This is a genomic window from Nonomuraea sp. NPDC005983 (assembly GCF_040614375.1).
In the GTDB taxonomy this organism is placed as follows: Bacteria; Actinomycetota; Actinomycetes; order Streptosporangiales; family Streptosporangiaceae; genus Nonomuraea.
Genome location: NZ_JBEXUP010000004.1, coordinates 95,045 through 118,279 on the forward strand (window position 1 = coordinate 95,045; position 23,235 = coordinate 118,279).

At 70.1% G+C, this 23,235-nt stretch carries 25 protein-coding genes and 2 riboswitches; of the genes, 8 read left to right on the plus strand and 17 right to left on the minus strand.

The window, feature by feature from the left end; genetic code table 11:
* The coding region (locus ABZ297_RS03750) for a hypothetical protein (protein ID WP_355338846.1) at window positions 1-422 on the plus strand (422 nt) is incomplete at its 5' end.
* Window positions 423-756: 334 nt separating this feature from the next.
* Here the strand turns inward: ABZ297_RS03750 and ABZ297_RS03755 are convergent.
* Window positions 757-1,314, minus strand: coding sequence for an amino-acid N-acetyltransferase (locus tag ABZ297_RS03755; RefSeq protein ID WP_355338849.1), 558 nt, complete (start codon window positions 1,312-1,314; stop codon window positions 757-759).
* A 286-nt stretch (window positions 1,315-1,600) separates the two neighbouring features.
* A riboswitch (cyclic di-AMP (ydaO/yuaA leader) is annotated at window positions 1,601-1,761 on the plus strand.
* 5 nt (window positions 1,762-1,766) lie between these two features.
* On the opposite strand from ABZ297_RS03755, the gene ABZ297_RS03760 reads away from it, so the two are divergent.
* Window positions 1,767-2,819 (plus strand): NlpC/P60 family protein, encoded by a 1,053-nt coding sequence (locus ABZ297_RS03760; RefSeq protein ID WP_355338852.1) that lies wholly within the window; start codon window positions 1,767-1,769, stop codon window positions 2,817-2,819.
* Window positions 2,820-2,829: 10 nt separating this feature from the next.
* On the opposite strand, the gene ABZ297_RS03765 is transcribed toward ABZ297_RS03760, so the two are convergent.
* Window positions 2,830-3,042: a LuxR C-terminal-related transcriptional regulator gene (locus tag ABZ297_RS03765; protein ID WP_043615366.1), complete on the minus strand. Its 213-nt coding sequence runs from the start codon at window positions 3,040-3,042 to the stop codon at window positions 2,830-2,832.
* A 431-nt stretch (window positions 3,043-3,473) separates the two neighbouring features.
* Window positions 3,474-3,881 carry a helix-turn-helix domain-containing protein gene (locus ABZ297_RS03770; protein ID WP_355338855.1) on the minus strand — a complete coding sequence of 136 codons (408 nt, stop codon included), beginning with the start codon at window positions 3,879-3,881 and terminating at the stop codon, window positions 3,474-3,476.
* 78 nt (window positions 3,882-3,959) lie between these two features.
* On the opposite strand from ABZ297_RS03770, the gene ABZ297_RS03775 reads away from it, so the two are divergent.
* Entirely contained in the window at window positions 3,960-4,889 is a 930-nt protein-coding gene (locus ABZ297_RS03775) for an NADP-dependent oxidoreductase (protein ID WP_355338858.1), read from the plus strand.
* Window positions 4,890-4,989: 100 nt separating this feature from the next.
* Here the strand turns inward: ABZ297_RS03775 and lysX are convergent, their stop codons facing one another.
* Window positions 4,990-6,471: a bifunctional lysylphosphatidylglycerol synthetase/lysine--tRNA ligase LysX gene (gene lysX, locus ABZ297_RS03780; protein ID WP_355338861.1), complete on the minus strand. Its 1,482-nt coding sequence runs from the start codon at window positions 6,469-6,471 to the stop codon at window positions 4,990-4,992.
* 144 nt (window positions 6,472-6,615) lie between these two features.
* Here lysX and ABZ297_RS03785 point away from each other — a divergent pair, with 144 nt between their 5' ends.
* Window positions 6,616-7,107: a hypothetical protein gene (locus ABZ297_RS03785; protein ID WP_355338864.1), complete on the plus strand. Its 492-nt coding sequence runs from the start codon at window positions 6,616-6,618 to the stop codon at window positions 7,105-7,107.
* A gap of 73 nt (window positions 7,108-7,180) precedes the next feature.
* Here ABZ297_RS03785 and ABZ297_RS03790 read toward each other — a convergent pair whose 3' ends face one another.
* From ABZ297_RS03790 to ABZ297_RS03810, 5 genes are all read right to left on the minus strand, one after another.
* Window positions 7,181-7,963, minus strand: a complete 783-nt coding sequence (locus tag ABZ297_RS03790) for a type III pantothenate kinase (RefSeq protein WP_355338867.1) — start codon at window positions 7,961-7,963, stop codon at window positions 7,181-7,183.
* 3 nt (window positions 7,964-7,966) lie between these two features.
* Window positions 7,967-10,480, minus strand: coding sequence for an L-aspartate oxidase (locus tag ABZ297_RS03795; RefSeq protein ID WP_355338870.1), 2,514 nt, complete (start codon window positions 10,478-10,480; stop codon window positions 7,967-7,969).
* 78 nt (window positions 10,481-10,558) lie between these two features.
* Window positions 10,559-11,392 carry a pantoate--beta-alanine ligase gene (panC, locus tag ABZ297_RS03800; RefSeq protein WP_355338873.1) on the minus strand — a complete coding sequence of 278 codons (834 nt, stop codon included), beginning with the start codon at window positions 11,390-11,392 and terminating at the stop codon, window positions 10,559-10,561.
* 22 nt (window positions 11,393-11,414) lie between these two features.
* Window positions 11,415-12,305 carry a DUF2520 domain-containing protein gene (locus tag ABZ297_RS03805; RefSeq protein ID WP_355338876.1) on the minus strand — a complete coding sequence of 297 codons (891 nt, stop codon included), beginning with the start codon at window positions 12,303-12,305 and terminating at the stop codon, window positions 11,415-11,417.
* Between the two features lie 312 nt (window positions 12,306-12,617).
* Window positions 12,618-12,842: a chaplin family protein gene (locus ABZ297_RS03810; RefSeq protein ID WP_355338879.1), complete on the minus strand. Its 225-nt coding sequence runs from the start codon at window positions 12,840-12,842 to the stop codon at window positions 12,618-12,620.
* A 191-nt stretch (window positions 12,843-13,033) separates the two neighbouring features.
* On the opposite strand from ABZ297_RS03810, the gene ABZ297_RS03815 reads away from it, so the two are divergent.
* Window positions 13,034-13,996 (plus strand): SAM-dependent methyltransferase, encoded by a 963-nt coding sequence (locus ABZ297_RS03815; protein ID WP_355338882.1) that lies wholly within the window; start codon window positions 13,034-13,036, stop codon window positions 13,994-13,996.
* Here the strand turns inward: ABZ297_RS03815 and ABZ297_RS03820 are convergent.
* Together ABZ297_RS03820 and ABZ297_RS03825 are read right to left on the minus strand one after the other, a co-directional pair.
* Window positions 13,980-15,173: a cytochrome P450 gene (locus ABZ297_RS03820; protein WP_355338885.1), complete on the minus strand. Its 1,194-nt coding sequence runs from the start codon at window positions 15,171-15,173 to the stop codon at window positions 13,980-13,982. The two genes, ABZ297_RS03815 and ABZ297_RS03820, sit on opposite strands and share 17 nt — an antisense overlap.
* On the minus strand, window positions 15,173-15,358 hold the full coding sequence (locus tag ABZ297_RS03825) for a hypothetical protein (RefSeq protein ID WP_355338888.1): 186 nt from the start codon (window positions 15,356-15,358) through the stop codon (window positions 15,173-15,175). The genes ABZ297_RS03820 and ABZ297_RS03825 overlap by 1 nt, the downstream gene beginning before the upstream one ends.
* Before the next feature lie 121 nt (window positions 15,359-15,479).
* A riboswitch (SAM riboswitch) is annotated at window positions 15,480-15,595 on the plus strand.
* A gap of 102 nt (window positions 15,596-15,697) precedes the next feature.
* Here ABZ297_RS03825 and ABZ297_RS03830 point away from each other — a divergent pair.
* Window positions 15,698-16,948 (plus strand): aminotransferase class V-fold PLP-dependent enzyme, encoded by a 1,251-nt coding sequence (locus tag ABZ297_RS03830; protein WP_355339045.1) that lies wholly within the window; start codon window positions 15,698-15,700, stop codon window positions 16,946-16,948.
* Between the two features lie 49 nt (window positions 16,949-16,997).
* Here ABZ297_RS03830 and ABZ297_RS03835 read toward each other — a convergent pair whose 3' ends face one another.
* Window positions 16,998-17,699 carry a DoxX family protein gene (locus ABZ297_RS03835; RefSeq protein WP_355338890.1) on the minus strand — a complete coding sequence of 234 codons (702 nt, stop codon included), beginning with the start codon at window positions 17,697-17,699 and terminating at the stop codon, window positions 16,998-17,000.
* A gap of 140 nt (window positions 17,700-17,839) precedes the next feature.
* On the opposite strand from ABZ297_RS03835, the gene ABZ297_RS03840 reads away from it, so the two are divergent.
* Entirely contained in the window at window positions 17,840-18,982 is a 1,143-nt protein-coding gene (locus ABZ297_RS03840) for an NADH-quinone oxidoreductase subunit D (protein ID WP_355338893.1), read from the plus strand.
* 7 nt (window positions 18,983-18,989) lie between these two features.
* A complete protein-coding gene (locus tag ABZ297_RS03845; protein ID WP_355338896.1) occupies window positions 18,990-20,078 on the plus strand; it encodes an acyltransferase in 1,089 nt (362 codons plus the stop codon).
* 4 nt (window positions 20,079-20,082) lie between these two features.
* Here ABZ297_RS03845 and ABZ297_RS03850 read toward each other — a convergent pair whose 3' ends face one another.
* Genes ABZ297_RS03850 through folP form a run of 5 tightly spaced genes read right to left on the minus strand, consistent with a single transcriptional unit; the run spans window position 20,083 to window position 22,684 of the window.
* Window positions 20,083-20,538 (minus strand): DUF3180 domain-containing protein, encoded by a 456-nt coding sequence (locus ABZ297_RS03850; RefSeq protein ID WP_355338899.1) that lies wholly within the window; start codon window positions 20,536-20,538, stop codon window positions 20,083-20,085.
* Window positions 20,535-21,038, minus strand: a complete 504-nt coding sequence (gene folK / locus ABZ297_RS03855; RefSeq protein WP_355338902.1) for a 2-amino-4-hydroxy-6-hydroxymethyldihydropteridine diphosphokinase — start codon at window positions 21,036-21,038, stop codon at window positions 20,535-20,537. Before folK ends, ABZ297_RS03850 begins: the two co-directional genes overlap by 4 nt.
* Window positions 21,035-21,400, minus strand: coding sequence for a dihydroneopterin aldolase (gene folB / locus ABZ297_RS03860; RefSeq protein ID WP_355338905.1), 366 nt, complete (start codon window positions 21,398-21,400; stop codon window positions 21,035-21,037). Before folB ends, folK begins: the two co-directional genes overlap by 4 nt.
* The gene (locus tag ABZ297_RS03865) at window positions 21,390-21,836 is read right to left on the minus strand and encodes a nuclear transport factor 2 family protein (protein ID WP_350804921.1); all 447 of its coding nucleotides are present in this window, start codon (window positions 21,834-21,836) and stop codon (window positions 21,390-21,392) included. The genes folB and ABZ297_RS03865 overlap by 11 nt, the downstream gene beginning before the upstream one ends.
* Window positions 21,833-22,684 carry a dihydropteroate synthase gene (folP, locus tag ABZ297_RS03870; RefSeq protein WP_355338908.1) on the minus strand — a complete coding sequence of 284 codons (852 nt, stop codon included), beginning with the start codon at window positions 22,682-22,684 and terminating at the stop codon, window positions 21,833-21,835. Before folP ends, ABZ297_RS03865 begins: the two co-directional genes overlap by 4 nt.
* Between the last annotated feature and the right edge of the window lie 551 nt (window positions 22,685-23,235).

A 23,235-nucleotide genomic window follows, 5' to 3' on the forward strand; every position in this document is an offset into this window, starting at 1 on the left:
TGGCCGTAGCCCTGCTGGCCGTACTGCTGCTGACCGTAGTCAGGCTGAGACTGAGCCTGCTGACCGTAACCCTGCTGCTGGCCGTACTGCTGCTGGCCGTAGTCGGGCTGGGAGGCGGACTGCTGGCCGTAGCCCTGCTGGCCGTACTGCTGCTGACCGTAGTCAGGCTGAGACTGAGCCTGCTGACCGTAACCCTGCTGCTGGCCGTACTGCTGCTGACCGTAGTCAGGCTGGGAGGGGGCCTGCTGGCCGTAACCCTGCTGCTGGCCGTAACCCTGCTGGTACTGCTGGCCCTGCTGGCCGTAGTCAGGCTGAGACTGAGCCTGCTGACCGTAACCCTGCTGCTGGCCGTACTGCTGCTGGCCGTAGCCGGGCTGGGAGGGGGCCTGCTGGCCGTACTGCTGGCCCTGCTGGCCGTATGAGGGCTGACCGTACTGCGGCTGCTGGCCGTACTGCTGCTGGCCAGGCTGGCCGTACTGCGGCTGCTGCCCGTAGCCGGGCTGCCCGTACGCGTCGTCGACCCGGTAGCCCACGACCGTGGCGTCGGGATCGACCTGACCGTGAGGGCGGCTCGCGTTTTGTTGTCCGTATTCGGGCGCCCCGGGAGACGGATTCTCGCCGGAGTCGTCCTGCGGATACGGCGGCTGTCCGGTGCTCACCGTGTCACCTCGCTTCGAGTGCGCGTGTGGCACATGTCAGGACACATGCCTGTGCCGCCCAACGTATCGACATAGGTATCAACAATCACCTTTCCACTTAGTCAAGGACTGCGTCACCCGATGTCAAGTGGAGCAGCATCCGGGTGTTGCCCAGGGTGTTCGGCTTGACGTGTTCAAGATCAAGGAACTCGGCCACACCCTCGTCATACGAGGCCAGAAGCTCGGCGTAGACCTCGGGCGAGACCGGTGTGCCGTTGATCGGCCGGAATCCGTGCCCCGCGAAGAAATCCACCTCGAAAGTGAGACAGAAAACACGGCGCAGCCCAAGATCCTTGGCCGTACCGATCAGGGCGGAGACGATCTGGTGACCGATTCCGAACCCCCGGAGGTCGGGGTCCACCGCGACGGTGCGGATCTCCGCCAGGTCCTCCCAGAGCACGTGCAGCGCCCCACAGCCGACGACCCGCCCGCCCCTCTCGGCCACCCAGAACTCCTGCACGTCCTCGTACAGGGTGACGGTGGCCTTCTCCAGCATCCGGGGCCCGGCGCCGGCGTAGGTGTCGACCAGGCGCCTGATGGTCCGGACGTCGGGCGTGCGGGCACGCCGCACGACGGTCTCGGTGTCAGCGACTGACAGTTCGGCGACCTGCTCCATGGCTCTCCAGGGTACAGACCCGATTACGGCTCACCCCTATCTCTCATCTCTCCCCCATCTTGTGACATGCCGTGGCCGGACGAGCACGTTGAGATTCGTCCCGTTCATCCGACCGCCTACCATGCCAAGTTTGGCCAAAGTGGGCATAAAGTCTGTTCCGTACGTGTAGGCACGAGATCACCTTGTGACTCTTCGGTTGTGAAACCTCTACAGACTTGGCAGTTCTGGTTGAGCACCAACCGCGAGTGCACTAGTGTCCAGCGACGATGCCACCGCCGCGACCCGTTGCGATGGCGCGCCCAATCCCCACGCGGGGAGCCGGGGACCCAGCGGTGGCGAGCTGTTCAGGCGCCACCTACCCCGGGGTGAATCCGGATCACCGCGTCCGGTAGGGCTGCTCCGGCCCGAACCCGTCAGCTAACCCGGTAGGCGCCTACGAGAGGAGCTTGTTGGTGAAGCGCACGCGCGACCGTGGGGGGAAGTCGGCGGGCAAGCACGCCCGCCCTCCAGAACCGGCGCCCTCCAGCAGGCGCGTTCGCCGGTTCGGCGTGGTCGGCGCCGCGATCGCGGCCCTGCTCTTCGCCATCCCCGTCGGTTCGGCCGCCGCCGAGCCCAAGCCCTCCCTCAAGGAGCTCTCCGACCGCGTCGAGAAGATGCACAACGAGATCGAGACGCTGAGCGAGCAGTACAACGGCCAGCGCGAGAAGCTCAAGGCCGCCCAGAAGGCCGTCGACGCCGCCAAGAAGGTCCTGTCCACCAGCGAGGCCGAACTGGCCGCCAAGCGCGCCAAGGCGAGCCTGCTGATCCAGCACGAGTACATCTCCGGCGGTCTCGACCGGGGCCTGGCCTTCGCCACCGACTCCGACCCCGAGTCCTTCCTCGACAGGGCGGCCACGACGTACGTCCTCGCGCAGGAGCGGGGCCAGGAGGTCAACCAGCTCGCCGCCGCAAGAGCGAACGCCGAGCAGGCCAAGACGACCGCCACCTCGCGCATCGCGGAGGTCCAAAAGCTCGTCTCCGACCTGGGCAGCAGACGCGACAACATCACCAAGCTGGTCGCCAAGGTCGAGAGCGGTCTGTTCAAGCGCGCGATCGGCGAGGCCGGGCGTCCCGGCACCCGTGCCACGCGGGTGAGCCTGCCCATCGCCGGATCGGGCAAGGCCGCCCAAGCCGCCAGGTGGGCGCTCACCCAGCAGCTCAAGCCGTACGTCTGGGGCGCCGAGGGGCCGGGGTCCTACGACTGCTCCGGCCTGGTGATGGCGGCCTACCAGCAGGTGGGCATCTCGCTGCCGCACTACACGGGCGACCAGTGGACCGCGGGCAGGCACATCTCCAGGGAGGAACTGCGCCCCGGCGACCTGGTGTTCTTCTACGGCGACCTGCACCACGTCGGCATCTACATCGGCGGCGACATGATGGTGCACGCGCCGCAGACGGGCGACGTCGTGCGCATCGCGTCGCTGGCCCGACGCCCGTTCGCGGGCGCCGTGCGCATCGCCGACTGAAGGCGAGGCGTCAGATGAGCTGACGCCTCGCGGCCCAGGCCACCGCCTCGATCGCGGTGGCCACGCCGATTCTGTCGCAGATTCCGCGAAGTCTTCGGCGAACCGTCCGTCCGCTGATATCCAGACGCCTTCCGACCCGATCTACTGTGACTCCCTTGGCCAGCTCCGCCAGCAACGCTAAATCGGCATGGCTGAGCTCAACGCCTTCAGTGAGCACATCCATCGGGAGCCCTCCCCCCAACAGCTCTGACCCCTGCAAAGCTGCTCGTCTCGCAGAAGGTAAACGCTTCTCCGAAACGCCGTCAAGCATGACGATCGTCGCATTTGACGAACTGCATTGACATGATCAGCTCTATGTGAACTACTCGCCATATGTCGGCACACTTCGGAGCACAATGAGCGATCACACTGATCCTTACAGTGCTCCTCCTGCATCGATCACAGCTATCGATGTGCTGGGATTCGATCCATTCAATGAAGATTTTCTTCGGAAGCCGCGCCCGACATACACAAAAATGCGCGCTTCCCGCGGCCGGCGCGAGATACCGGCCCGCAGCCTCGACTCGATCGCGCGGGACGGGCCGGCCTCTGAGAGCGCCGCCTTCGCGTACGTCCGCGCGCTCGTCCCGCCAGGCGCAAGCGGCCCGGCCCGGCTCAAACGCTGGACGGGGTGGCGTCGTAGCGCTCTCTGGCGGCCTCGACGTCGCCGATGTTCGTCTCGGCCCAGCTCTTGATCGCGGCCATCAGTGGCAGCAGGCTCTCGCCCAGCGGCGTCAACTCGTAGTCGACCCGGACCGGCACCGACGGTGTGACCGTACGCGTGACCAGGCCGTCGCGTTCGAGCCCGCGTAGGGTCTGGGTAAGCATCTTCTGGCTGACCCCGGCGATGATCCTGGCCAGGTCGCTGTAGCGGAGCGGCCCCCCTGACAGCGCGTTGAGCAGCAGCGTCACCCACTTGTCGCTGAGCCGGTCGAGCAGCTTCCTGGACGGGCACTCGGCGATGTAGGCATCGAACGCCTGCTTGGCCTCGACCCGCCGCTCGGCCGCCGTCGTCGTCGCCACGCCGCACTCCTCCCGGTTGGTTACGCACTTCTGGGTGCCTACTTACCATAAGAGAGTAACCCTCCTACGGTCGACGGCATGACGAACATGCGTGCACTCATCGGCGGTTCCGGCGCTCCCCAGCTGGTGGAGGTCCCGGTGCCGGAGGCGGGGCCCCTACAGGTACGGATCAAGGTGTCGGCGGCGGGGGTGAACCCCTTCGACCTCGCGGTGGCCGCGGGGACGCTGGCGCAGTACGGCGTGGCGCGCCAGCTCGACTCCTACGGGCTCGGCTTCGACGTGGCCGGAACCGTTGACCAGGTCGGCGCGGGCGCCGCCTTCGAGGTCGGGGACGAGGTCATCGGGCTGGCGGCCAGACTGGAACTGCCGGTCAAGGCCCAGGCCGACTACGTGGTGCTGGACGCGTCGGCCGTCGCGCGGGCTCCGCGGGGCGTCCCCGCGGCCGAGGCGGCCACGATCCCGCTCAACGGGCTGACCGCCTGGCAGGCCCTGGACCGCGCCGGCCTGTCGCAGGGACAGGCGCTTCTGGTGACGGGAGCCGCGGGGGCTGTCGGCGGCTACCTGGTGGAGCTGGCGGCCCTGCGCGGGCTGCGGGTGGTGGCGGTCGCCGGCCCTGGCGACGAGGAGCTCGTACGGGGCCTCGGGGCCGAGTGGTTCGTCCCGCGTTCGGCGGATCTCGCCGCGTCCGTCAGAGCGCTCGTGGCGGGCGGTGTGGACGCCTGCGTCGACGCGGCGGTCATCGGCCTGGGCGCGCTCGACGCGGTACGGGACGGCGGCACGTTCGTCTCGCTCACGCCCGGGGTCTCGCTCGTCCCCCTGCGGGGCACCGACGTCACGTCGGTCTTCTTCCGCGCGGACGCGGCGCAGCTCGCCGAGCTGGCCCGGCTCGTCGAGACGGGCAGGCTGATGCTCCGGGTGGCGGACACCTACCCGCTGGAGAAGGCCGCCGACGCGCACGCCCGCCTCGCCTCGGGCGGCCTGCGCGGCCGCCTAGTCCTGGTGCCCTGAGCCCGCCCATGCCACGTCGCCGTGCGCGGTGGGCGCGGTGGGCGTGAGTCCGGGTGCCCGCCACGGGTGCCCCGCCGCGTCGGGCGGCGGGGCGAGGTGGTCACTGCGAGGGCTTCACCAGCGGGAACAGGATGGTCTCGCGGATGTTCTTGCCGGTGAAAGCCATGATCATCCGGTCGATGCCGGCGCCCATACCGCCCGTGGGCGGCATCGCGTACTCCAGCGCCTGCAGGAAGTCCTCGTCGAGCTGCATGGCCTCGGGGTCGCCGCCCGCGGCCAGCAGCGACTGCTCCACCAGGCGGCGACGCTGCTCGATCGGGTCGACGAGCTCGGAGTAGGCGGTGCCGAGCTCGGTGCCGAAGCCGATGAGATCCCACTTCTCGGTCAGCAGCGGATTGTCGCGGTGCTGGCGGGTCAGCGGGGACGTCTCCAGCGGATAGTCCATGACGAACGTGGGCTGGATGAGCGTGTGCTCCACCAGCGCCTCGAAGATCTCCTGGACCAGCTTGCCCTGACCCCACTTCGGATCCCAGTGGACGTCGTGCTTGTCGGCCAGCACGCGGACGCGTTCGAGCGGCGTGTCGGTGGTGATCTCCTCGCCGACCGCCTCCGACACCGCGCCGTACAGCGTGATGCGGGGCCACTGCTCGATGCCCAGATCGACTTCGACGCCCTCGTGCACGACCACCGAGGTGCCCAGCGCGGCCACCACGGCCTTCTGGTACATGCGCTGGGTGAGGTCGGCCATGTCGTTGTAGTCGAGGTAGGTGCCGTACGCCTCGATCATGGTGAACTCGGGGTTATGCGTGGAGTCGGCGCCTTCGTTGCGGAAGTTCCGGTTGATCTCGAAGACCTTCTCGATACCGCCGACCACGAGCCGCTTCAGGTAGAGCTCGATCGCGATGCGAAGGTAGAGCTCCATGTTGTAGGCGTTGATGTGGGTGGCGAACGGACGGGCCGCCGCGCCGCCGTGGATCGGCTGCAGCATCGGCGTCTCGACCTCGAGGTAGCCCTCCTCGTGCCAGAAGTCACGCACGGCGCGCACGGTGGCGCTGCGGATGCGGGCCATCTCGCGGGCCTCGTCGTTGACGATGAGGTCGACGTAGCGCTGCCGGACGCGCGCCTCGGGGTCGGTGAGCCCCACGTGCTTCTCGGGCAGCGGCCGCAGGCACTTGGACGTGATCTGCCACCGGTCGGCCAGGATCGACAGCTCGCCGCGCCGGGAGGTGATGACCTCGCCCTCGATGCCGACATGGTCGCCCAGGTCGACGTCGCGCTTCCAGGCCGCCAGCGACTCCTCGCCGACCTTGTCGAGCGAGATCATGACCTGGAGGTCGCCGCTGCCGTCGCGGAGCGTGGCGAAGCAGAGCTTGCCGCCGACGCGGTTGAGCATGACGCGGCCCGCGACGCCGACACGGTCGCCGGTCGCGGTGTCAGGCTCGAGGCCCTGGTATTTCTCCCTGATCTCGGCGTTGGTGGCCGTACGGGGGAAGTTCACCGGGTAAGGATCGACGCCCTCGCTGCGAAGGCGGTCGAGCTTCTCCCTCCGGATGCGCATCTGCTCAGGAAGTTCCTCGCTCACCCCACAAAGAGTAGGGGATATGGCGAACTGAAAGAGTTCGTCGGTTCTCTGCAGGGGCGCTGCAAGAGCTCCGCCTTACCAATGACTCAACGAGCTCAGGGGGACCGGTAGGGCGCCGGACCAGGGGGAGCTCAAGGAGAGATCATGTTCAAGAAGATCGCGTTAGGCTTCCTCGCCGTCGCAGCCACGAGCGCGCTGGCCCTGTCGCTTCCTTCGGCCGCGAGCGCGGCGACCACCGCCGACTCGCCCAGCTACGACGACTACTCCGACTACTGGGGCCCGGTCTACGCCCAGCACCGCCTGGCCAAGTCGCAGGGTTCGGTCGACGTCCAGTGGGACGACGACCAGGAGTCCAACTCCGTGCACGTCAGCGGCAGGCTCTACGACCGGGACGACCGTGACTACGACGAGGGCGGCAAGTGCGGATACGTGCAGTTCCAGGCCAGCGACTTCGACCACGACTGGTCGACGGTCTACACCAAGAAGTACTGCGGCTTCACGGGCTACAAGAAGTTCCAGTTCGACACCGAGGACGTCTTCAGCCTGCGGGTGAAGGTCTGCCAGGTCGGGCCGTCGGGTGGCTACCCGACCAGGTGCGGTCGGTGGGACTACCTGTACACCGCCGAAGCCGAGTAGTCGTCCGCAGCCACAGGCGGCCCCCGACCCGAGCGGGGGCCGCCTGCTCCGCTGTCCAGGGGCGCGTTCCTGGCTAGGTCACGTTCCTGTTGTAGACGAGCCGCAGGCCGATGAGCGTCAGCCACGGCTCGTGCACGTCGATCGAGCGCGACTCGCCGACCACCAGCGCCGCGTGCCCGCCGGTCGCCACCACGGTGACCTCGTCGGGGTCGTCGGACAGCTCGGCCGCCATCCGCTCGACGATGCCGTCGACCTGGCCGGCGAATCCGTAGATGATGCCCGCCTGCAACGCCTCGACGGTGTTCTTGGCGATCACCGAGCGGGGCCTGACCAGCTCCACCTTGTGCAGCTGGGCGCCGGCCGCCGCGAGCGCGTCGACGGAGATCTCGATGCCGGGCGCGGTGACGGCGCCGACGTACTCGCCCTTGGCCGAGACGGCGTCGAAGGAGGTGGCGGTGCCGAAGTCGACGATGATGCAGGGCCCGCCGTACTGGTCGATGGCCGCCAGCGCGTTGACGATGCGGTCGCTGCCGACCTCCTTGGGGTTGTCCATCCGGACGGGCACGCCGGTGCGCACTCCCGGCTCCACGACCACCGCGGTCACGTCGCCGTAGTACCGGCGGCACATCTCGCGCATCTCGTTCAGCACGCTCGGCACGGTCGAGCAGATCGCGATGCCGCTGATGTCGGCCCCCTTGAGCAGCGGCGACTGCCCCAGCAGGCCCTGGAGGACGACCGCGATCTCGTCGGCGGTGCGGCGGGCGTCGGTGGCCAGCCGCCAGTGCTCGATGACCTCGTCGCCCTCGAAGAGGCCGAGCACCGTGTGCGTGTTGCCGACGTCGATCGTGAGCAGCATCAATTACCCCCGTAGGTCCAGCGCGATGTCCAGGGCCTGCGCCGAGTGCGTGAGAGCGCCCACCGCAAGGTAGTCAACGCCAGTTTCAGCTACATCACGGGCGGATTCCAAGGTCAACCCCCCGCTCGCTTCCAGTTTCGCCCTATTTTTCACAATTTGGACGGCCTGAGCGGTCTCCTCGATCGTGAAGTTGTCCAGCAGGATCTCCTGGGCTCCCTCGTCCAGCACCGGACCCAGCTGGTCGATCCGGTCGACCTCCACCTCGATGGGCAGGTCCGGATACCGTTCTCGCACCGCGCGGAAAGCCTCGGCCACGCCTCCCGCGGCCACCACGTGGTTGTCCTTGATCAGGGCCGCGTCCGACAGCGACATCCGGTGGTTGACCCCGCCGCCGCACCGCACCGCGTACTTCTCCAGCGCCCGCAGCCCCGGCAGCGTCTTGCGGCTGTCGCGCACCCGCGCACCCGTCCCGCTGACCGCCTCGACCCACCTGCCGGTCAGCGTGGCGACGCCCGACAGGTGGGTGAGCAGGTTCAGCGCGGTGCGCTCGGCGGTCAGCAGGCCGCGCGTCGGGCCCTCGACCGTCATCAGCACGTCGCCCGCCCTGACGCGCTCGCCGTCCTTGGCCCTGCGCTCCACCCGCGCCGCGCCCAGCCTGACGAACACCGCCTCGGCGACCGCCAGGCCCGCGACGATGCCGTCGGCGCGCGCCACCACGTCGGCGACCGAGCGCTGCTCGGCCGGGACGGTCGCGGCGCTGGTCACGTCGCCCGCGTGCGTCAGGTCCTCCGCCAGCGCCCGGTCGATCAGCGCGTCCACCTCGGACGCGTCCAGCTCCGTCGCGGCCAGCTCCTGCGCCAGGCGAGCCGGCATCGCGTCTCCGTGCGGCGTGTACGTCATGCGTTGCCCCTCCTCCGTCAGGGTCACGTCCAGGTGCCCCAGCCAGTCGTTGTCGTCGCGCTCGGGGAAGTCCTCGCGCCAGTGCGACCCGCGCGTCTCCAGCCGCGCCCCCGCCGTGCCCACCAGCACGGTGGCCACGGTGAGCAGGTTCGTCGCCTCCCACGCCTCGGTGCACGGCGCCACCGCGACGGGGGTCCAGCGGGCGTCGCGCAGCGCCCTGGCCGTGGCCGCGAGCGACTCGCGGCTGCGCAGCACGCCGGCTCCGGTGCTCAGGTGGGCCTGGACCCTGGCCCTGGCCCTGGGATCGACCAGGCCGGTCGGCCCCCGGCCCGCGACGGGCTCGCCGGGCGCGGGACGTCCCTCGTGGATGTCCCGCGCGATGCGCTCGGCGAACACCAGGCCCTCCAGCAGCGAGTTGGAGGCCAGCCGGTTCGCGCCGTGCACGCCGGTGCAGGCGACCTCGCCGCATGCGTACAGACCCTCGATGGACGTCCTGCCGCGCAGGTCCGTGCGGACGCCGCCGCTGGCGTAGTGCGCGGCGGGGGCGACCGGGATCGGCTCGGTGGCGGGGTCGATGCCGTGCTCGCGGCAGACCGCGTAGATCGTGGGGAACCTGGCCTTCCACCGCTCCGCGCCGAAGTGCCGGCCGTCGAGGTGGACGTGGTCGCGCCCGCTCTCCTGGATGACGCGCATGATGGCCTTGGCCACGACGTCGCGCGGCGCCAGGTCGGCCAGCTCGTGCACGTCCCGCATGAACCGGTTGCCTTCGTGGTCGATCAGGAACGCGCCCTCCCCCCTGACCGCCTCGGAGATCAGCGGCTGCTGCCCGGAGGAGCCCTCCCCCAGCCAGAGCACGGTGGGATGGAACTGGACGAACTCCAGATCGCGCACCACCGCCCCGGCCCTGAGCGCGAGCGCCACCCCGTCGCCGGTGGAGACGGCGGGGTTCGTCGTGGACGCGTAGACCTGACCCATGCCGCCCGTGGCGAGCACCACCGCCCTGGCGCGTACCGCGCCCACCCCGTCGCGCGCTCCCTCGCCCATCACGTGCAGCGTGACGCCCGTGGCCCGGCCCCTGGCGTCCTTGAGCAGGTCGAGGACGAGCGCGTGCTCGATCACCTCGACGGCGCTCGCCCGCACCGCCTCGACCAGGGCCCGCTGCACCTCGGCGCCCGTGGCGTCGCCCCCGGCGTGCACGATGCGGTCGCGCCGGTGCCCGCCTTCGCGGGTGAGCTGGAGGTCCCCGTCGGCGGTGCGGTCGAAGCGCGCGCCGCGCGCCATCAGCCGCCGCAGCGCGCCAGGCCCCTCGGTCACCAGCGCCCGCACCGCCCGCACGTCGCACAGCCCGACCCCGGCCACCAACGTGTCGTTCAGGTGCTCCTCGGGCGTGTCGGCCGGGTCGAGCACGGCCGCGATCCCGCCCTGCGCCCACCTGGTGGACCCGGACGAGAGCACGTCCTTGGTGACGACCAGGACCCTGGCCGCCGGATCGAGCTCCGCGTACCGCAGGGCCACCGTCAGCCCGGCGACGCCCGAGCCCACGACGACCACGTCCGCCTCGGCGGTCCAGCCGGGCTCAGGGGCCGTCAGCCGGAGGGGAATCGCCGGTGCACTCATGGGGGACCTCCTCGCTGGACGATTTCGTCAACATGACGATAACGTCCGCCCGCGAGTGCCCCGGCCCGGGGGGCGGTTTCAGCCGTCCAGGGTGAGGACGACGTTGTCGATCAGCCGCGTGGCGCCGACCCTGGCCGCGACCGCGAGGACCGCCTCGCCCTTGAACGCCTCGCCCGCCTCCTCGAAGGTGCCGGGATCGACCAGCGCGAGGTAGTCGACCGACAGCGCGGGGCCGGCCTCGTCGAGCACGGCCTGCGCCGCCGCACGGATCTTCGACGGGGTGAGCTCCACCGCGCCCGCGCGCAGGGCCCGCGAAAGGATCAGGGCTGCCTGCCGGTCGTCGGCCGACAGGTAGCGGTTGCGGCTCGACAGCGCCAGCCCGTCGGCCTCGCGGACGGTCGGCGCGCCGACGATCTCCACGGGCAGGTCGAGGTCGGCCACCATGCGCCGGATCAGCGCGAGTTGCTGGGCGTCCTTCTGCCCGAAGACCGCGACGTCGGGCTGGACCAGGTTGAACAGCTTGAGGACGACCGTGAGCACGCCGTCGAAGTGGCCGGGCCTGGACGCGCCCTCGACGATCTCGCCCATCCGCCCGGCGTGCACGCTCACCTGGCGGTCGGGCCGGTACATGTCCTCCGCCGAGGGGGCGAAGACGACGTCCACCCCCTCGGCGCGGCAGACCTCAAGGTCGGCGTCGAACGTGCGTGGATAGCGGGAGAAGTCCTCGCCCGGGGCGAACTGCAGCGGGTTGACGAAGATGCTCACCACCACGTGGCCGGCGCGGGCGCGGGCCTCGCGGATCAGCGAGCGGTGGCCCTCGTGCAGCGCGCCCATGGTCGGCACCAGCGCGACCTCGCCCTGACCACGGGCGTTGACCAGGTCGGTGCGGTTGCGGGCGACGGTCAGCTGCATGCGTTCCCTCCGAAGGCGGCGGTCAGGTCCATATGTTTCCCCCGAGGGCGTCGAGCAGGCGTTCGGCCTCCTCCGGCTTGAGCAGCCCGGCCGCCAGCGCCCTGTCGGCCGTCAGTCTTGCCAGCGCGATGTAGGCGTCGGCCACCTCGGGCGCCGCCAGGATCAGCGCGTCGACGTGCTTACGCACGGTTCCCGCGTCGCCGCGCACCACCGGACCCGTCAGGCCGGCGATGCCGAGCCTGAGCACGTTGTCGAGGGCCGCGCCGAGCAGCGGGCCGAGCATCCGGCCCGGGTGCTCGACGCCGATGCGGCGCAACAGCTCGGACGACTCCGCGATGAGCGTGACCATGTGGTTGGCCGCGTTCGCCAGGGCCGCGTGGTAGAGCGCGCGGTCGGAGTCGGCGATCCAGACGGGCTCGCCGCCCATCTCGATGACCAGGGCCTCGGCGATGGGACGTAGCGGCTCGGGCGCGGTCACGCCGAACGAGGAGCCGGTGATCTTGTTGAGGTCGTCGTCCCTGCCGGTGAACGTCATCACCGGGTGCAGCGCGAGCGGCATCGCCCCCGCCTCGGCCGCCGGATCGAGCACCGACAGCCCGTACGCGCCGCTGGTGTGGACGAGGATCTTGCCCCTGAGGTCGGCGCCCGTGGCGGCCAACCCCGTGACGAGGTCGGGCAGCGCGTCGTCGGGCACGGTGAGCAGGATCAGCTCCGCCGCCGTAACCACCTCGTCGGGCCTGGACAGCTCGACGCCGAGCCGATCGGCGGCCCAGCGGCGGGCGGTGTCGGAGACCCCGCTGGCGGCGACGACCCGGTGCCCCGCCTGGGCGAGCGCCGCGCCGAGCGCGGAGCCGACCTTCCCTGCTCCCAGCACGCCGACGGCCAGCCGTGCCGGGCGATCACCTGCGTCCATGACGTCCCACCCCTGTCGACCTGATGGCACTGCCGACCAGCGTAACGGCCACCGGACACTACGCATGTGACTGGGGTTTTGCCGCATGTTGAGTTAGCGACAAATTGGACAAGGGCAGACAATTCATGCACCCCCTGTCGGAAGAGATGAGGAGAGGGGTCATCGCAGGGCAGCGGGCGCCGAGCCCTGGCTGGGCCCGACGCCCGCAACCGTGCCCTCGGACTCCTCGGGGGTGCGCACGTGGCACGGCCATCCGCCGACTGGCCGGCCGCAGAGCTCGGACCGGCGTCTCAAGCCGGCCCGGGCTTTTGTCTAGTAGCGGTGCACGTGGGCGGAGGCGCCGCCCATGCAGCCGGCGCCCGCGATGCCGAGGATCGCCACCGCGTTGCCGCAGATGTCGATCGGCACGGTGATGGGCGCGAAGATCTGGTTGCCGGACAGCACGCCACCGTCGCCGCTGGTGTCATCGGCGTAGGCGGGGGCGGCCAGCGACAGCATGGCGAGCGCGCCGGCCACGACCAGGGTCTTCTTGAACACGAGAGCTCCTCTCGGAACGCGGCCTGAGCCGCGGGGACGAATGTCACGTTCGAGACGACCACCCCGACACAAAGGGGACGACCGATCGTGGCCGCTCGATGACTTTCGGTAACGCTAGCGCATGTTCGCCACAAGACGTGGCCATCTCATTACTGTGCGTTGTCTGCCCAGAGCGTGAGATAGTCCAGGGCATGTGGCTCACCTGGCGCGCCGCGACCCAGCGCGCGCTGTACGGCGAGGGCGGCTTCTACCTGCGCGAACGGCCTTCCGGTCACTTCCGCACCTCGGTCAGCGCCTCGGCCGCGTTCGCCGAGGCCGTGCTGGCCCTGCTGCTGGAGGTCGACGCCGACCTCGGCTCGCCGCCCCGGCTCGACCTCGTCGACATCGGAGCGGGTGAGGGCGTCCTGGTCGGCCGCGTCCTCGACGCCGCGGAGCCCGCGCTGCGCGAGCGGCTGTGCATCACCGCCGTCGAGCTCTCCACCAGGCCCGACGGCCTGGCCGAGCCGATCGCCTGGCGGGCGACGATCCCCTCGGGCATCACCGGGCTGGCGATCGCCAACGAGTGGCTCGACAACGTCCCGCTGGACGTGGTCGAGCAGACCGCCGACGGACCCCGGCTCGTCCTGATCGACACGGAGACGGGCGAGGAACGGCTCGGTGACCCGCCGCCTCCCGCCGACCTCGCCTGGCTCGAGCGGTGGTGGCGGCTGTCGCGAGTGGGCGCGCGGGCCGAGATCGGCCGCCCCCGCGACGCGGCCTGGGCCTCCGTCCTGGGACGGCTCAGGAAGGGCCGCGCAGTGGCCGTCGATTATGCACACCCTGTGGATAACCGTCCGCCTTGCGGCACTCTCACCGGATACCGCGACGGTTCGGTCGTCGCGCCCATCCCCGACGGTACCTGCGATATCACCGCACATGTCGCGCTCGACGCATGCGCGGCGGCCGGCGAACTGGCCGGCGCGATATCCACAACCTTGTCCACACAGCGCGACGCGCTGCGGGCGCTGGGCATCACCGGCACCCGTCCGCCGATCGACCTGGCCCGCACCGATCCGCGCGGCTATCTCCGGGCCCTGGCCCGAGCCTCGGAGGAGGCCGAGCTGATCGACCCGCTGGGCCTGGGCGGCTTCGGCTGGCTCAGCCAGCGACGCTGAGGTCCAGCGACCGCAGGCCCCGGATGACGTAGCCCGGCTTCCACTCGGGCTCGCTGACGAGCTCCAGCTTGGACGTCCGGTCCAGCAGCGCGCCGAACGACTCCATCAGCTCGATCCTGGCCAGCGGCGCGCCCAGGCAGAAGTGGATGCCCGCGCCGAAGGAGATGTGCGGGTTGTCCGCGCGGCCCACGTCGAGCCGTTCCGGGTCGTCGAACACCTCGGGGTCGTGGTTGGCCGAGCCGAACAGCAGCGCCACCTCGACCCCGCGCGGGATGCGGACCCCGTGGATCTCGATGTCCTCCAGCACCCAGCGCTCGAACAGCTGCAGCGGGGTGTCCCAGCGCATCAGCTCCTCGATGGCCGTGGGCAGCAGCGAGCGGTCCTCGCGCAGCCTGGCCAGCTCGCCCGGGTTGCGCAGCAGGGCCCGCCAGCCGTTGCCCGTGACGTTCACGGTGGCCTCGTGGCCGGCGTTGAGCAGCAGGACGCAGGTGCCGGCCAGCTCGTCCTCGGTCAGCTCGTCGATCTGTGCGAGCGCGCTGATCAGGTCGTCGCCGGGGGCGGCCTTCCTGGAGCGCGCCAGGTCCTTGAGGTAGTCGGCGAACTCCGACGCCGCCCTGACGGCCGCGTGCTGGGCCTGCAGGCTCGGGTTGAGCTCGTACATCCCGCACATATCCGCCGACCAGGGGCGCAACAGGTGCCTGTCCTGCTCGGGAATGCCGAGCATCTCGGCGATCACCGTCACGGGGAGCGGCTCGGCCACCTCGGCGATGAGGTCGCCGCCGCCCTTCTCCACGAACGCGCCGACCAGGCCCTCGGCGATGGCCCGGACCCGGGGGCGGAGCGACTCGACCATGCGCGGGGTGAACGCCTTGGAGACCAGCCGGCGCAGCCTGGTGTGCACCGGCGGCTCGACGTCCAGCATGCCCGCTCTGGAGATCCGCCAGAACGGCTCCTGGAACTCCGGCTCCGGCTGCCTGCCGAACTCCTCGTGAGTGGCCACCTCCAGGTAGGAGCGGCCCAGCCGGCGGTCCCTGAGCAGGGCGTTGACGTCGGCATGGCGGGAGACGAGCCACTGACCCGTCGGCTCGAAGAAGCTGACGGGCGCGTCACGCCTCAGCTCGGAGTAGACACCGTAGGGGAAAGCGACGAAATCCGGATTCCAAGGATCGAAGCGCACTATTTCATCTTAGAAGCGACCTCTTCGTGCTTGGCGTGCTTGTTGCGTACTCGAATGTTGAGCGGCAGGTCGCGTCCCGAGATGCCGAACACCTCGAGCAGCGGCGGCTTCAGCCGCACCACCCACGACAGCCCGAGCAGCAGGAGCAGGCGGCAGAACCCGATCCAGATCTGAGGGTCGATCACCCAGTCTCACATCTGCCTTCCGCCGTACCGTGGCGGATCGTTCTGGGTCCAACGACCCGACGGCTGGAGAAGTTCGCGACTTGCGATCGTGGGCCGGGTGTCGGTTATAGTTCCCGACGTAGGTCATGAGTGCCAGCGCACAGCCCCGGCTTGCTGGCCGGCAACCCTCGCGTCCGCGGCGGGGTGCCCCGGGTGAAGACCTGGTCCGCCACGGGGTGTGGCGGGCAAGCGCGGGCTCCGTGGCTGCTCCAGGGGTCCGATGACCCCAGGAGGTTTGCTGTGTCCACGCTGACGATCTTCAACTCCGCGACGGTCCCCGCCGCTCGCGAGGACCGTCCCATCCATGACCGGCGTCCCCTGCCCGCCGTACTCGGCGCGGACCTGGAAGTACCGGTCAAGGGCGGCAAGCTCGTCGGCTACGCCAACCTCGACTACGCGGCGAGCGCCCCCTGTCTCGAGCCGGTCAGCGCCGCCGTCACCGCCGCGCTCCCGGCCTACTCCAGCGTGCACCGCGGCGCGGGGTACGCCTCCCAGCTCACCACCGCCCGCTACGAGCAGGCCCGGCACACCGTCAGGGCCTTCGTCGGCGCCCGTCCCGACGACGCGGTGATCTTCACCCGCAACACCACCGACGCCACCAACCTGCTGGCCGGCTGCCTCCCCGCCGACACCACCGTGGTCGTCTTCGACACCGAGCACCACGCGTCGCTGCTGCCCTGGGCCCGCGCGGTACGCCTTGCGCCGCCCCCCTTCCCCGGTGAGGCCGTCCGCATCGCCGACGAGGCGCTGGCCGGCATCGACGGGCCCAAGCTGCTGGTCGTCACCGCCGCGTCCAACGTGACCGGCGAGCTCTGGCCGATCGCCGCCCTCGCCCACATCGCGCACCGCCACGGCGCCCGCATCCTGGTCGACGCGGCCCAGCTCGTCCCCCACCGGCAGCTCAATCTGACGGCGCTCGCCCTCGACTACGTGGCCTTCTCCGGGCACAAGCTGTACGCGCCGTTCGGCGCGGGCGTCCTCGTCGGCAGGCGCGACTGGCTCTCGGTCGGCGAACCGTACCTGAAGGGCGGCGGCGCGGTCCGCTCAGTCGGCGCGGCCGACGCCGCCGACCAGGGCACCGACTGGCACGACGACCCGGAGCCACGCCACGAGGCGGGCACCCCCAACGTTCTCGGCGCGATCGCGATCGCCGCCGCCTGCGACGCGCTGACCGCCACCGGCTGGACCGCGCTGGTGCGCGAGGAGGAGCGGCTGATCGCGCGGCTCCGCGCCGGGCTGGCCGCCATCGACGGCGTGCGCGAGCTGTCACTGTGGGGCCCTGACCACCCGCGGGTCGGCATCGTCTCGTTCGTCGTCGACGGGTACTCGGCCCGCGAGGTCGCCGAGGCGCTGTCGGGCGAGCACGGGATCGGGGTGCGCGACGGCAAGTTCTGCGCGCACCCGTTCGTCCGGCACCTGCTCGGGACGGCCGACGGCGGCTGCGAGGACGGCACCGCCTCGGCCGTGCGGGCCTCCATCGGCCTCGGCACGACGGAGGAGCACGTCGACCGCCTGATCGGCGCGCTCCGCGACCTCACCACCCGGCGCTAGCCCTCCACCAGGCCGGCGACGGCGCGGCTCAGGTGGCGGTCGGCTCTCGTCAGCGGTTCGGCGGGCGCCCCTTTCCCGGCTCGTCGGAGATCAGCGAGTCGATCTCCGGGATGTCGTCGTCGGTCAACTTGCCCGAGCTGGGTGCGGTGCCCTGCCGGGGAATCGAGGTCGGCCTGGTCTGGTGCGCCGACTCCCCAGCCCCGCTCTCTCCGCGGCGGGGCTCGCCAGTGCCGGACTCCCCAGGGCGGGCCTCACCTGCGTGGGGCTCGCCGGTGCCCGTCGGGGCGGGCACGGTCGGCGCGTGCGCGGCCAGGTCCGCCTCGGCGGCGCGGCGCTCGGCACGCCGTCTGTACATCCTGTTGAGGATGCCGTCGACGCCGACCCGGCCTCCGCCCAGCGCGAGGAGCGGCACCAGCGCGGCCGCCGACGCGCCTGCGAGCTCCCACCCGCCGGTCTCGATGAAGATCCCGTGACCGGCGTGCACGAAGAGGTACGCGCCGATCATCTCGATGAGCAGCAGCAGCGCCGACAGCCGCACCAGCAGGCCGATGATCAGGAAGGCGCCGCCGACAGTCTCCACGACAGTGGCGTACGCGGCCGAGAGCTGCGGCAGCGGGATGCCTGCCTGGGTGAACAGCCGGCCCATGATTCCGAAGCCGGCCTGCCACTTCTGCAATCCGTGCGCCAAGAAGATCACGCCGAGCAGCAGCCGGGAGATCAGCGCGGCTCCGTCGAACAGAACTCTCTTCATGGTGTCTCCCCCCGTTGCTCGTACCCCTCCCCCCTCGACACCCCGCGATGCGCTTTCATACCGTTCCTTGACCCTTGCCCTGTGGTGTCCCCTTGACCCCCCGGCTGGAACACCACAGCGGCCGGTGGCAGCATGGCCGTATGACGGAACGCGTGGTCGGGATCGGGGCAGGCGCGAAAGAGCTCGCCACCGAGGACATGATCCTCAACATCGGCCCGCAGCACCCGTCCACCCACGGCGTGCTGAGGCTCAGGCTGACCCTCGACGGCGAGCGCATCGCCGCCGCCGAACCGATCATCGGCTACATGCACCGGGGCGCGGAGAAGCTGTTCGAGGTCCGCGACTACCGGCAGATCATCATGCTCGCCAACAGGCACGACTGGCTGTCGGGCTTCGCCAACGAGCTGGGCGTGGTGATCGCCGCCGAACGCATGCTCGGCATGGAAGCGCCCGTCAGAGCGGTCTGGGCGCGTACGCTGCTCGCCGAGCTGAACCGGGCGCTCAGCCACCTGATGTTCCTCGGCTCCTACCCGCTCGAACTGGGCGCGATCACCCCCGTCTTCTACGCGTTCAACGAGCGCGAACGCATCCAGGGCGTCATGGAGGAGATCTCCGGCGGACGCATGCACTACATGTTCAACCGCGTCGGCGGGCTGAAGGAGGACCTGCCGCTCGGCTGGCTCGACCGCGTCGCCGAGGTGGTGGCCGAGACGCGGCGCCGGGTGCCCGACATCGAGAACCTCATCCTGAACAACGAGATCTTCCTCGCCCGTACGCGGGGCGTCGGCGTCCTCAGCCGCGAGCAGATCATGCAGTACGGCGTGAGCGGCCCCATCGCCCGCGCCTCCGGCGTCGACTTCGACCTGCGGCGCGACCAGCCCTACCTGGCCTACCCGGAGCTGCCCGTGAAGGTCGTCACCCGCAGCGCGGGCGACTGCCACTCGCGCTTCGAGGTGCTGCTCGACCAGCTGAAGGTCTCGCTCGACCTGGCCGACGCGTGCGTCGAGCGGCTGCGCTCGATGCAGGGCCCGATCAACCAGCGCCTGCCCAAGGTGCTCAAGGTGCCCGAGGGCCACACCTACGCCTGGACGGAGAACCCGCTCGGCATCAACGGCTACTATCTCGTGTCCAAGGGGGACAAGACCCCGTGGCGACTCAAGCTTCGCTCCGCGTCCTACAGCAACATCCAGGTGCTCCGGGAGATGCTGCCAGGCCACCTCGTGGCCGACATGGTGGCCATTCTCGGCTCGATGTTCTTCGTCGTAGGTGACATCGACAAGTGACAGACAAGTGACAGCTCCTCAACGTGACAAGCCTCAGCGTGACAAGTACGTCGACTGGTTGCGCGCTCTCAGCCTGGTCGTGGTGGTCGTCTGGCACTGGGCGTTCACGATCCTGCAGTGGAAGCCCGATGGCCCGGAACCGACCAGCCCGCTCGGCTTCACGTCCGGGCTGTGGATCTTCACCTGGCTCTTACAAGTTCTGCCGCTCTTCTTCTACGTGGGAGGGCATGTCCACCTGCTGTCGTGGGAGCGTGCGCAGGCGCGCGGGCTCGGCATCGGCAGGTTCGTCTGGCGGCGCATCCGCGCGCTGGCCATCCCCGCGCTCTTCCTGTCGGGCATCTGGATCGCCATCGGCGCGGCCGTCACCTGGGCGTTCGGGGTGCCATGGATGTGGCGGGTGGTGCTGCTGGTGCTCAGCCCGCTCTGGTTCCTCGGCGTCTACCTGGTGCTGATCGCGCTGCTCCCGGTCGCGCTGTGGCTGCACCGCCGCTACGACGTGCTGGCGCTGATCTGGCTCGGCGGCGCCTCCCTGGTCGTGGACGTCGTGCGCTTCCGCTACGGCGTCGACTGGGTGGGCTGGCTCAACATGGTCCTGGTCTGGGGCCTGGCGCACCAGGCAGGGTTCTTCTACGACCGGATCGTCATCCTGCCCAGGCGCTACGACGTCGGCATCCTGTGGACCGGCCTGTTCGCCCTGTTCGGGCTCGTCTACTCGGGCATCTACCCCGGCTCGATGGTCGGTGTCCCCGGCGACAAGTGGTCCAACATGGCCCCGCCCACGTTCGTCATCGTCGCCCTGCTGATCTTCCAGATCGGCCTGGTGGAGGTGCTGCGCCCGTCGATGGAGCGCCTCCTTGAGAAGCCGGGCTGGCGTCGCGTCAACGACACCATCAACCGCTACGCGCTGCCGCTGTTCCTCTTCCACACCACCGGCATGGCCATCGCGCTCGGCCTGTCGTGGTGGCTGTTCGGCTCGCTCGGCGCGCAGGTGCCGCCCGATCTCAAGTGGTGGCTCGAACGTCCCATCGCCGTCATCGGCCCGCTGGTCTGCACCCTGCCGGTCATCTACCTCTTCAGGCGGAGAACGCCCACATAGCCCCCTACTTGGGCTGCTTGTCCTCCGGGCCCTTCGGGATGCGGCAAGAGTGCTCCAGGTAGAGAGCTGCACCGATCAGCACCACGAACGCCAGGAACGAGCCCGTCGCGATGAAGAACTCGAAGCGGGGCGTCTCCTTGGTCAGCATCTGGACGGTGAACAGGGCGAACCCGGCGAAGACGCCCGCGAAGACGGCGCCCGCGTACGCCGACGCCTTGGCCAGCGCCGCCAGCCGAGCCACCGCCAGCGGCTCCACCGGCTTGGTGTCGGGCTTCCTGGCGATCCTGGCCTTGGTGACCCACCCGCTGTACGCCTCGCCCAGCGCCAGCAGCAGGACCGTGGGGATCGCGGTCCACGGGACGATCGGCAGCTCGTCGTAGAACTGGCGGACGACCACCCAGGTGACCAAACCGACGACGATGACGAGGCCGACCAGCGGGCCGGGACGGGTGGGCGTCAATCGGGCCTCTGCAGCTTCAGGTCGTCGCGGAGCGAGACGCCGCTCTGGTCCACGCCGACGAGCAGGTCGGCCACCCTCCCCCGGCCCGGCAGCACGCCGTCGGGATCGATCTGCAACCACGGCACCAGGACGAACGCCCGTTCGTGCGCCCGCGGGTGCGGCAGCGTCAGCTCCGGGTCGTCGCTGATCACATCGCCCACCGTGATCAGGTCGATGTCGATCGTGCGCGGCCCCCAGCGTTCCCGGCGGACCCGGCCGAACGCGGCCTCCTCGCTCTGCACCCGCTCAAGCAGCGTGCGCGGCGCGAGCGTGGTCTCGGCGATCACGATCGCGTTGAGATACGGCTCCTGACCCGCCGGGCCGCCCACCGGTTCGGTCTCGTAGACCGGCGACGCCGTCACGAAGTCCAGCCCCGGGGCGTCGAACAGGCTGTCGATGGCGCCCTGCAACGTCTGGAAGCGGTGACCCAGGTTGCTGCCGAACGCGAGAACGGTCTTCACGAGCGTCCCCTCTCGATCGTCACCACCACGTCGTCGAACGGCAGCGGGATCGGCGCCGCCGGTTTGTGCACGCTCACCTCAACCGACCGTACCTGCTCGTAGGCCAGGCAGACGTCCGCGAGGCGCTGCGCGAGTGTCTCGATCAGCTGGACGGGCTCGCCCTCCACGACCTTCACCAGCGCCTGTGCGAGCTCACCGTAGTGGACGGTCTGGGTGAGGTCGTCGGAGGCCGCCGCCGGGGCCGTGTCGAGGGACAGCGTCGCGTCGACCACGAACTCCTGCCCCAGCTCCCGCTCCGCCGCCAGCACGCCGTGCCTTCCCCGGGCCCGCAGGCCCTTCAGCGCGATGCGATCAGCGCTCAAGCTCGCCTTCCTCCTCCTCGTCGTCGTCTCCCTGGAGCACCGGCGAGCTGTGGTGCATCCACAGCCGCCACCCCTGCCCGGTGCGGACGTACACGTTGCTGGCCACCACCTTGCCCGCGGCGAAACTCGACTCGCCCTCCTCGCCCGCGGTGAGGATGTTCTCCACGCAGGTCAGCACGGCCACATCGCCCAGCACGGTGGTGTTCACATCCGTCAGCACGAACTGGATGTAGGTTGTGTTCGCCATGATCAGCGCCCACGAGCGCAGCACCTCCGACCGCCCGGACAGCAGCGACCAGCCCGGATGGACGCAGCTCACCTGCTCCTCGGCGGAGTCTTCGGCCCAGATCTCGGTCATCCTGTCGAGGTCAGCGTCCTCGATCGCGGTGTAGAACGCCTGGTTGACCGTCTCGATCGCGGCGGTGTCGACGCTCATGTGCTGGCTCCGGCTCTCTTCCACGCGGAGGCCACCCGCACGGCATCGGCGTTAGGACGTACCTGATGAACCCGGACGCACCAGGCGCCCTGATGCGCGGCCAGCGCCGTCACCGCCGTCGTGGCGTCGTCGCTGTGGTCGAACGGACGCGGTGTGCCGTCGGGGTCGGCGAGCAGCCGCCCCAGGAACCTCTTGCGGGACGCCCCGACAAGCAGCGGGTAACCCAGCTCGGTCAGCTGCGACAGCCCCGCGAGCAGCGCCCAGTTGTGCTCGGCGTTCTTGGCGAAGCCGAGCCCCGGATCCAGCACGATCTGCTCCTCGGACACGCCCTCCGCCAGCACCAGATCGACCCGCTTGGCCAGCTCCTCGCGCACCTCGACCACCACGTCGGCGTAGACGGCCCTGCTCTGCATGTCGTGACTGTGACCACGCCAGTGCATCACCACGTACGGGACGCCCGTCTCGGCGACCACGCGCGGCATCTCCGGGTCGGCCAGGCCGCCGCTCACGTCGTTGACCAGCTTCGCACCGGCCTCGACCGCCGCCTTGGCGACCTCTGCCCGCATCGTGTCGACGCTGACGGAGACCCCCTCGCGGCTCAGCGCCCGGATCACCGGCACCACCCGGGCCAGCTCCTCCTCCAGCGACACCCGCGCGGCGCCAGGACGCGTCGACTCGCCGCCCACGTCGACCAGATCGGCCCCGTCGGCGACCAGTTCCAGCCCGTGACTGATGGCCGCGGCCTCGTCGAACCAGAGGCCGCCGTCGGAGAACGAGTCAGGCGTCACATTGACCACGCCCATGACAAGGCACCGCTCCTCGACTCTCAGCCCCGGCACGCTAGTCATGCCCCAAGCCTAGGCGGTGCCCGATCCCGCACACCGCCACGGGTCCCCCCTTCCCCATAACGATCCCGCGTCCCGGCCACGATCCCCCCACCCCAGCGATCCGCTCCCCGCCCCCATCCCGTTCCCGTGATAGTGCACACCCCGCCTGCGCCCCGGCCTCTCCCCGATCCCCCGTGATCCGCTTCCCGCCGGGATTCATCCCCTCCGCGATCCTGGCTCCCGCCCGGGTCCGTCCCCTCCGTGACCCGCTTCCCGTGGTCGCAGAAGAGCTTCTTTTACGGCCGGCATGGGCCAGCCCCACCCGCCGACCATGGCGGGCGCCTGTCCAGGGAAACGCTCCTCCGGTGGGAGGCGCCCCCGCCGCTACGACGCGTCCTCAGCCACCTCAGAGGGACGCCGCACCCACCTCGAAGCCCGACCTCGTCACCCCCGAGGGAGGCAACCCACGTTTGACCAGATAGACACCGTCACCTTCGTTCCACAGGGGTTGGAGAGGTGCCGGCGGAGTCGCAGGAAGGCCCTGACGAGGGGCGCCATGCGCGCGATTCGCC

What these genes read in the sequence shown, in the direction of transcription:
- ABZ297_RS03795 (WP_355338870.1), bottom strand. Translation starts at nt 10,480, where the DNA reads ATGAGTGCACCGGCGATTCCCCTCCGGCTGACGGCCCCTGAGCCCGGC.
- ABZ297_RS03865 (WP_350804921.1), bottom strand. Translation starts at nt 21,836, where the DNA reads ATGAGCGTCGACACCGCCGCGATCGAGACGGTCAACCAGGCGTTCTAC.
- ABZ297_RS03755 (WP_355338849.1), bottom strand. Translation starts at nt 1,314, where the DNA reads ATGGAGCAGGTCGCCGAACTGTCAGTCGCTGACACCGAGACCGTCGTG.
- panC (WP_355338873.1), bottom strand. Translation starts at nt 11,392, where the DNA reads ATGCAGCTGACCGTCGCCCGCAACCGCACCGACCTGGTCAACGCCCGT.
- ABZ297_RS03805 (WP_355338876.1), bottom strand. Translation starts at nt 12,305, where the DNA reads ATGGACGCAGGTGATCGCCCGGCACGGCTGGCCGTCGGCGTGCTGGGA.
- ABZ297_RS03835 (WP_355338890.1), bottom strand. Translation starts at nt 17,699, where the DNA reads ATGAAGAGAGTTCTGTTCGACGGAGCCGCGCTGATCTCCCGGCTGCTG.
- ABZ297_RS03775 (WP_355338858.1), top strand. Translation starts at nt 3,960, where the DNA reads ATGACGAACATGCGTGCACTCATCGGCGGTTCCGGCGCTCCCCAGCTG.
- ABZ297_RS03840 (WP_355338893.1), top strand. Translation starts at nt 17,840, where the DNA reads ATGACGGAACGCGTGGTCGGGATCGGGGCAGGCGCGAAAGAGCTCGCC.
- ABZ297_RS03765 (WP_043615366.1), bottom strand. Translation starts at nt 3,042, where the DNA reads ATGGATGTGCTCACTGAAGGCGTTGAGCTCAGCCATGCCGATTTAGCG.
- ABZ297_RS03785 (WP_355338864.1), top strand. Translation starts at nt 6,616, where the DNA reads ATGTTCAAGAAGATCGCGTTAGGCTTCCTCGCCGTCGCAGCCACGAGC.
- ABZ297_RS03815 (WP_355338882.1), top strand. Translation starts at nt 13,034, where the DNA reads ATGTGGCTCACCTGGCGCGCCGCGACCCAGCGCGCGCTGTACGGCGAG.
- ABZ297_RS03790 (WP_355338867.1), bottom strand. Translation starts at nt 7,963, where the DNA reads ATGCTGCTCACGATCGACGTCGGCAACACGCACACGGTGCTCGGCCTC.
- folP (WP_355338908.1), bottom strand. Translation starts at nt 22,684, where the DNA reads ATGACTAGCGTGCCGGGGCTGAGAGTCGAGGAGCGGTGCCTTGTCATG.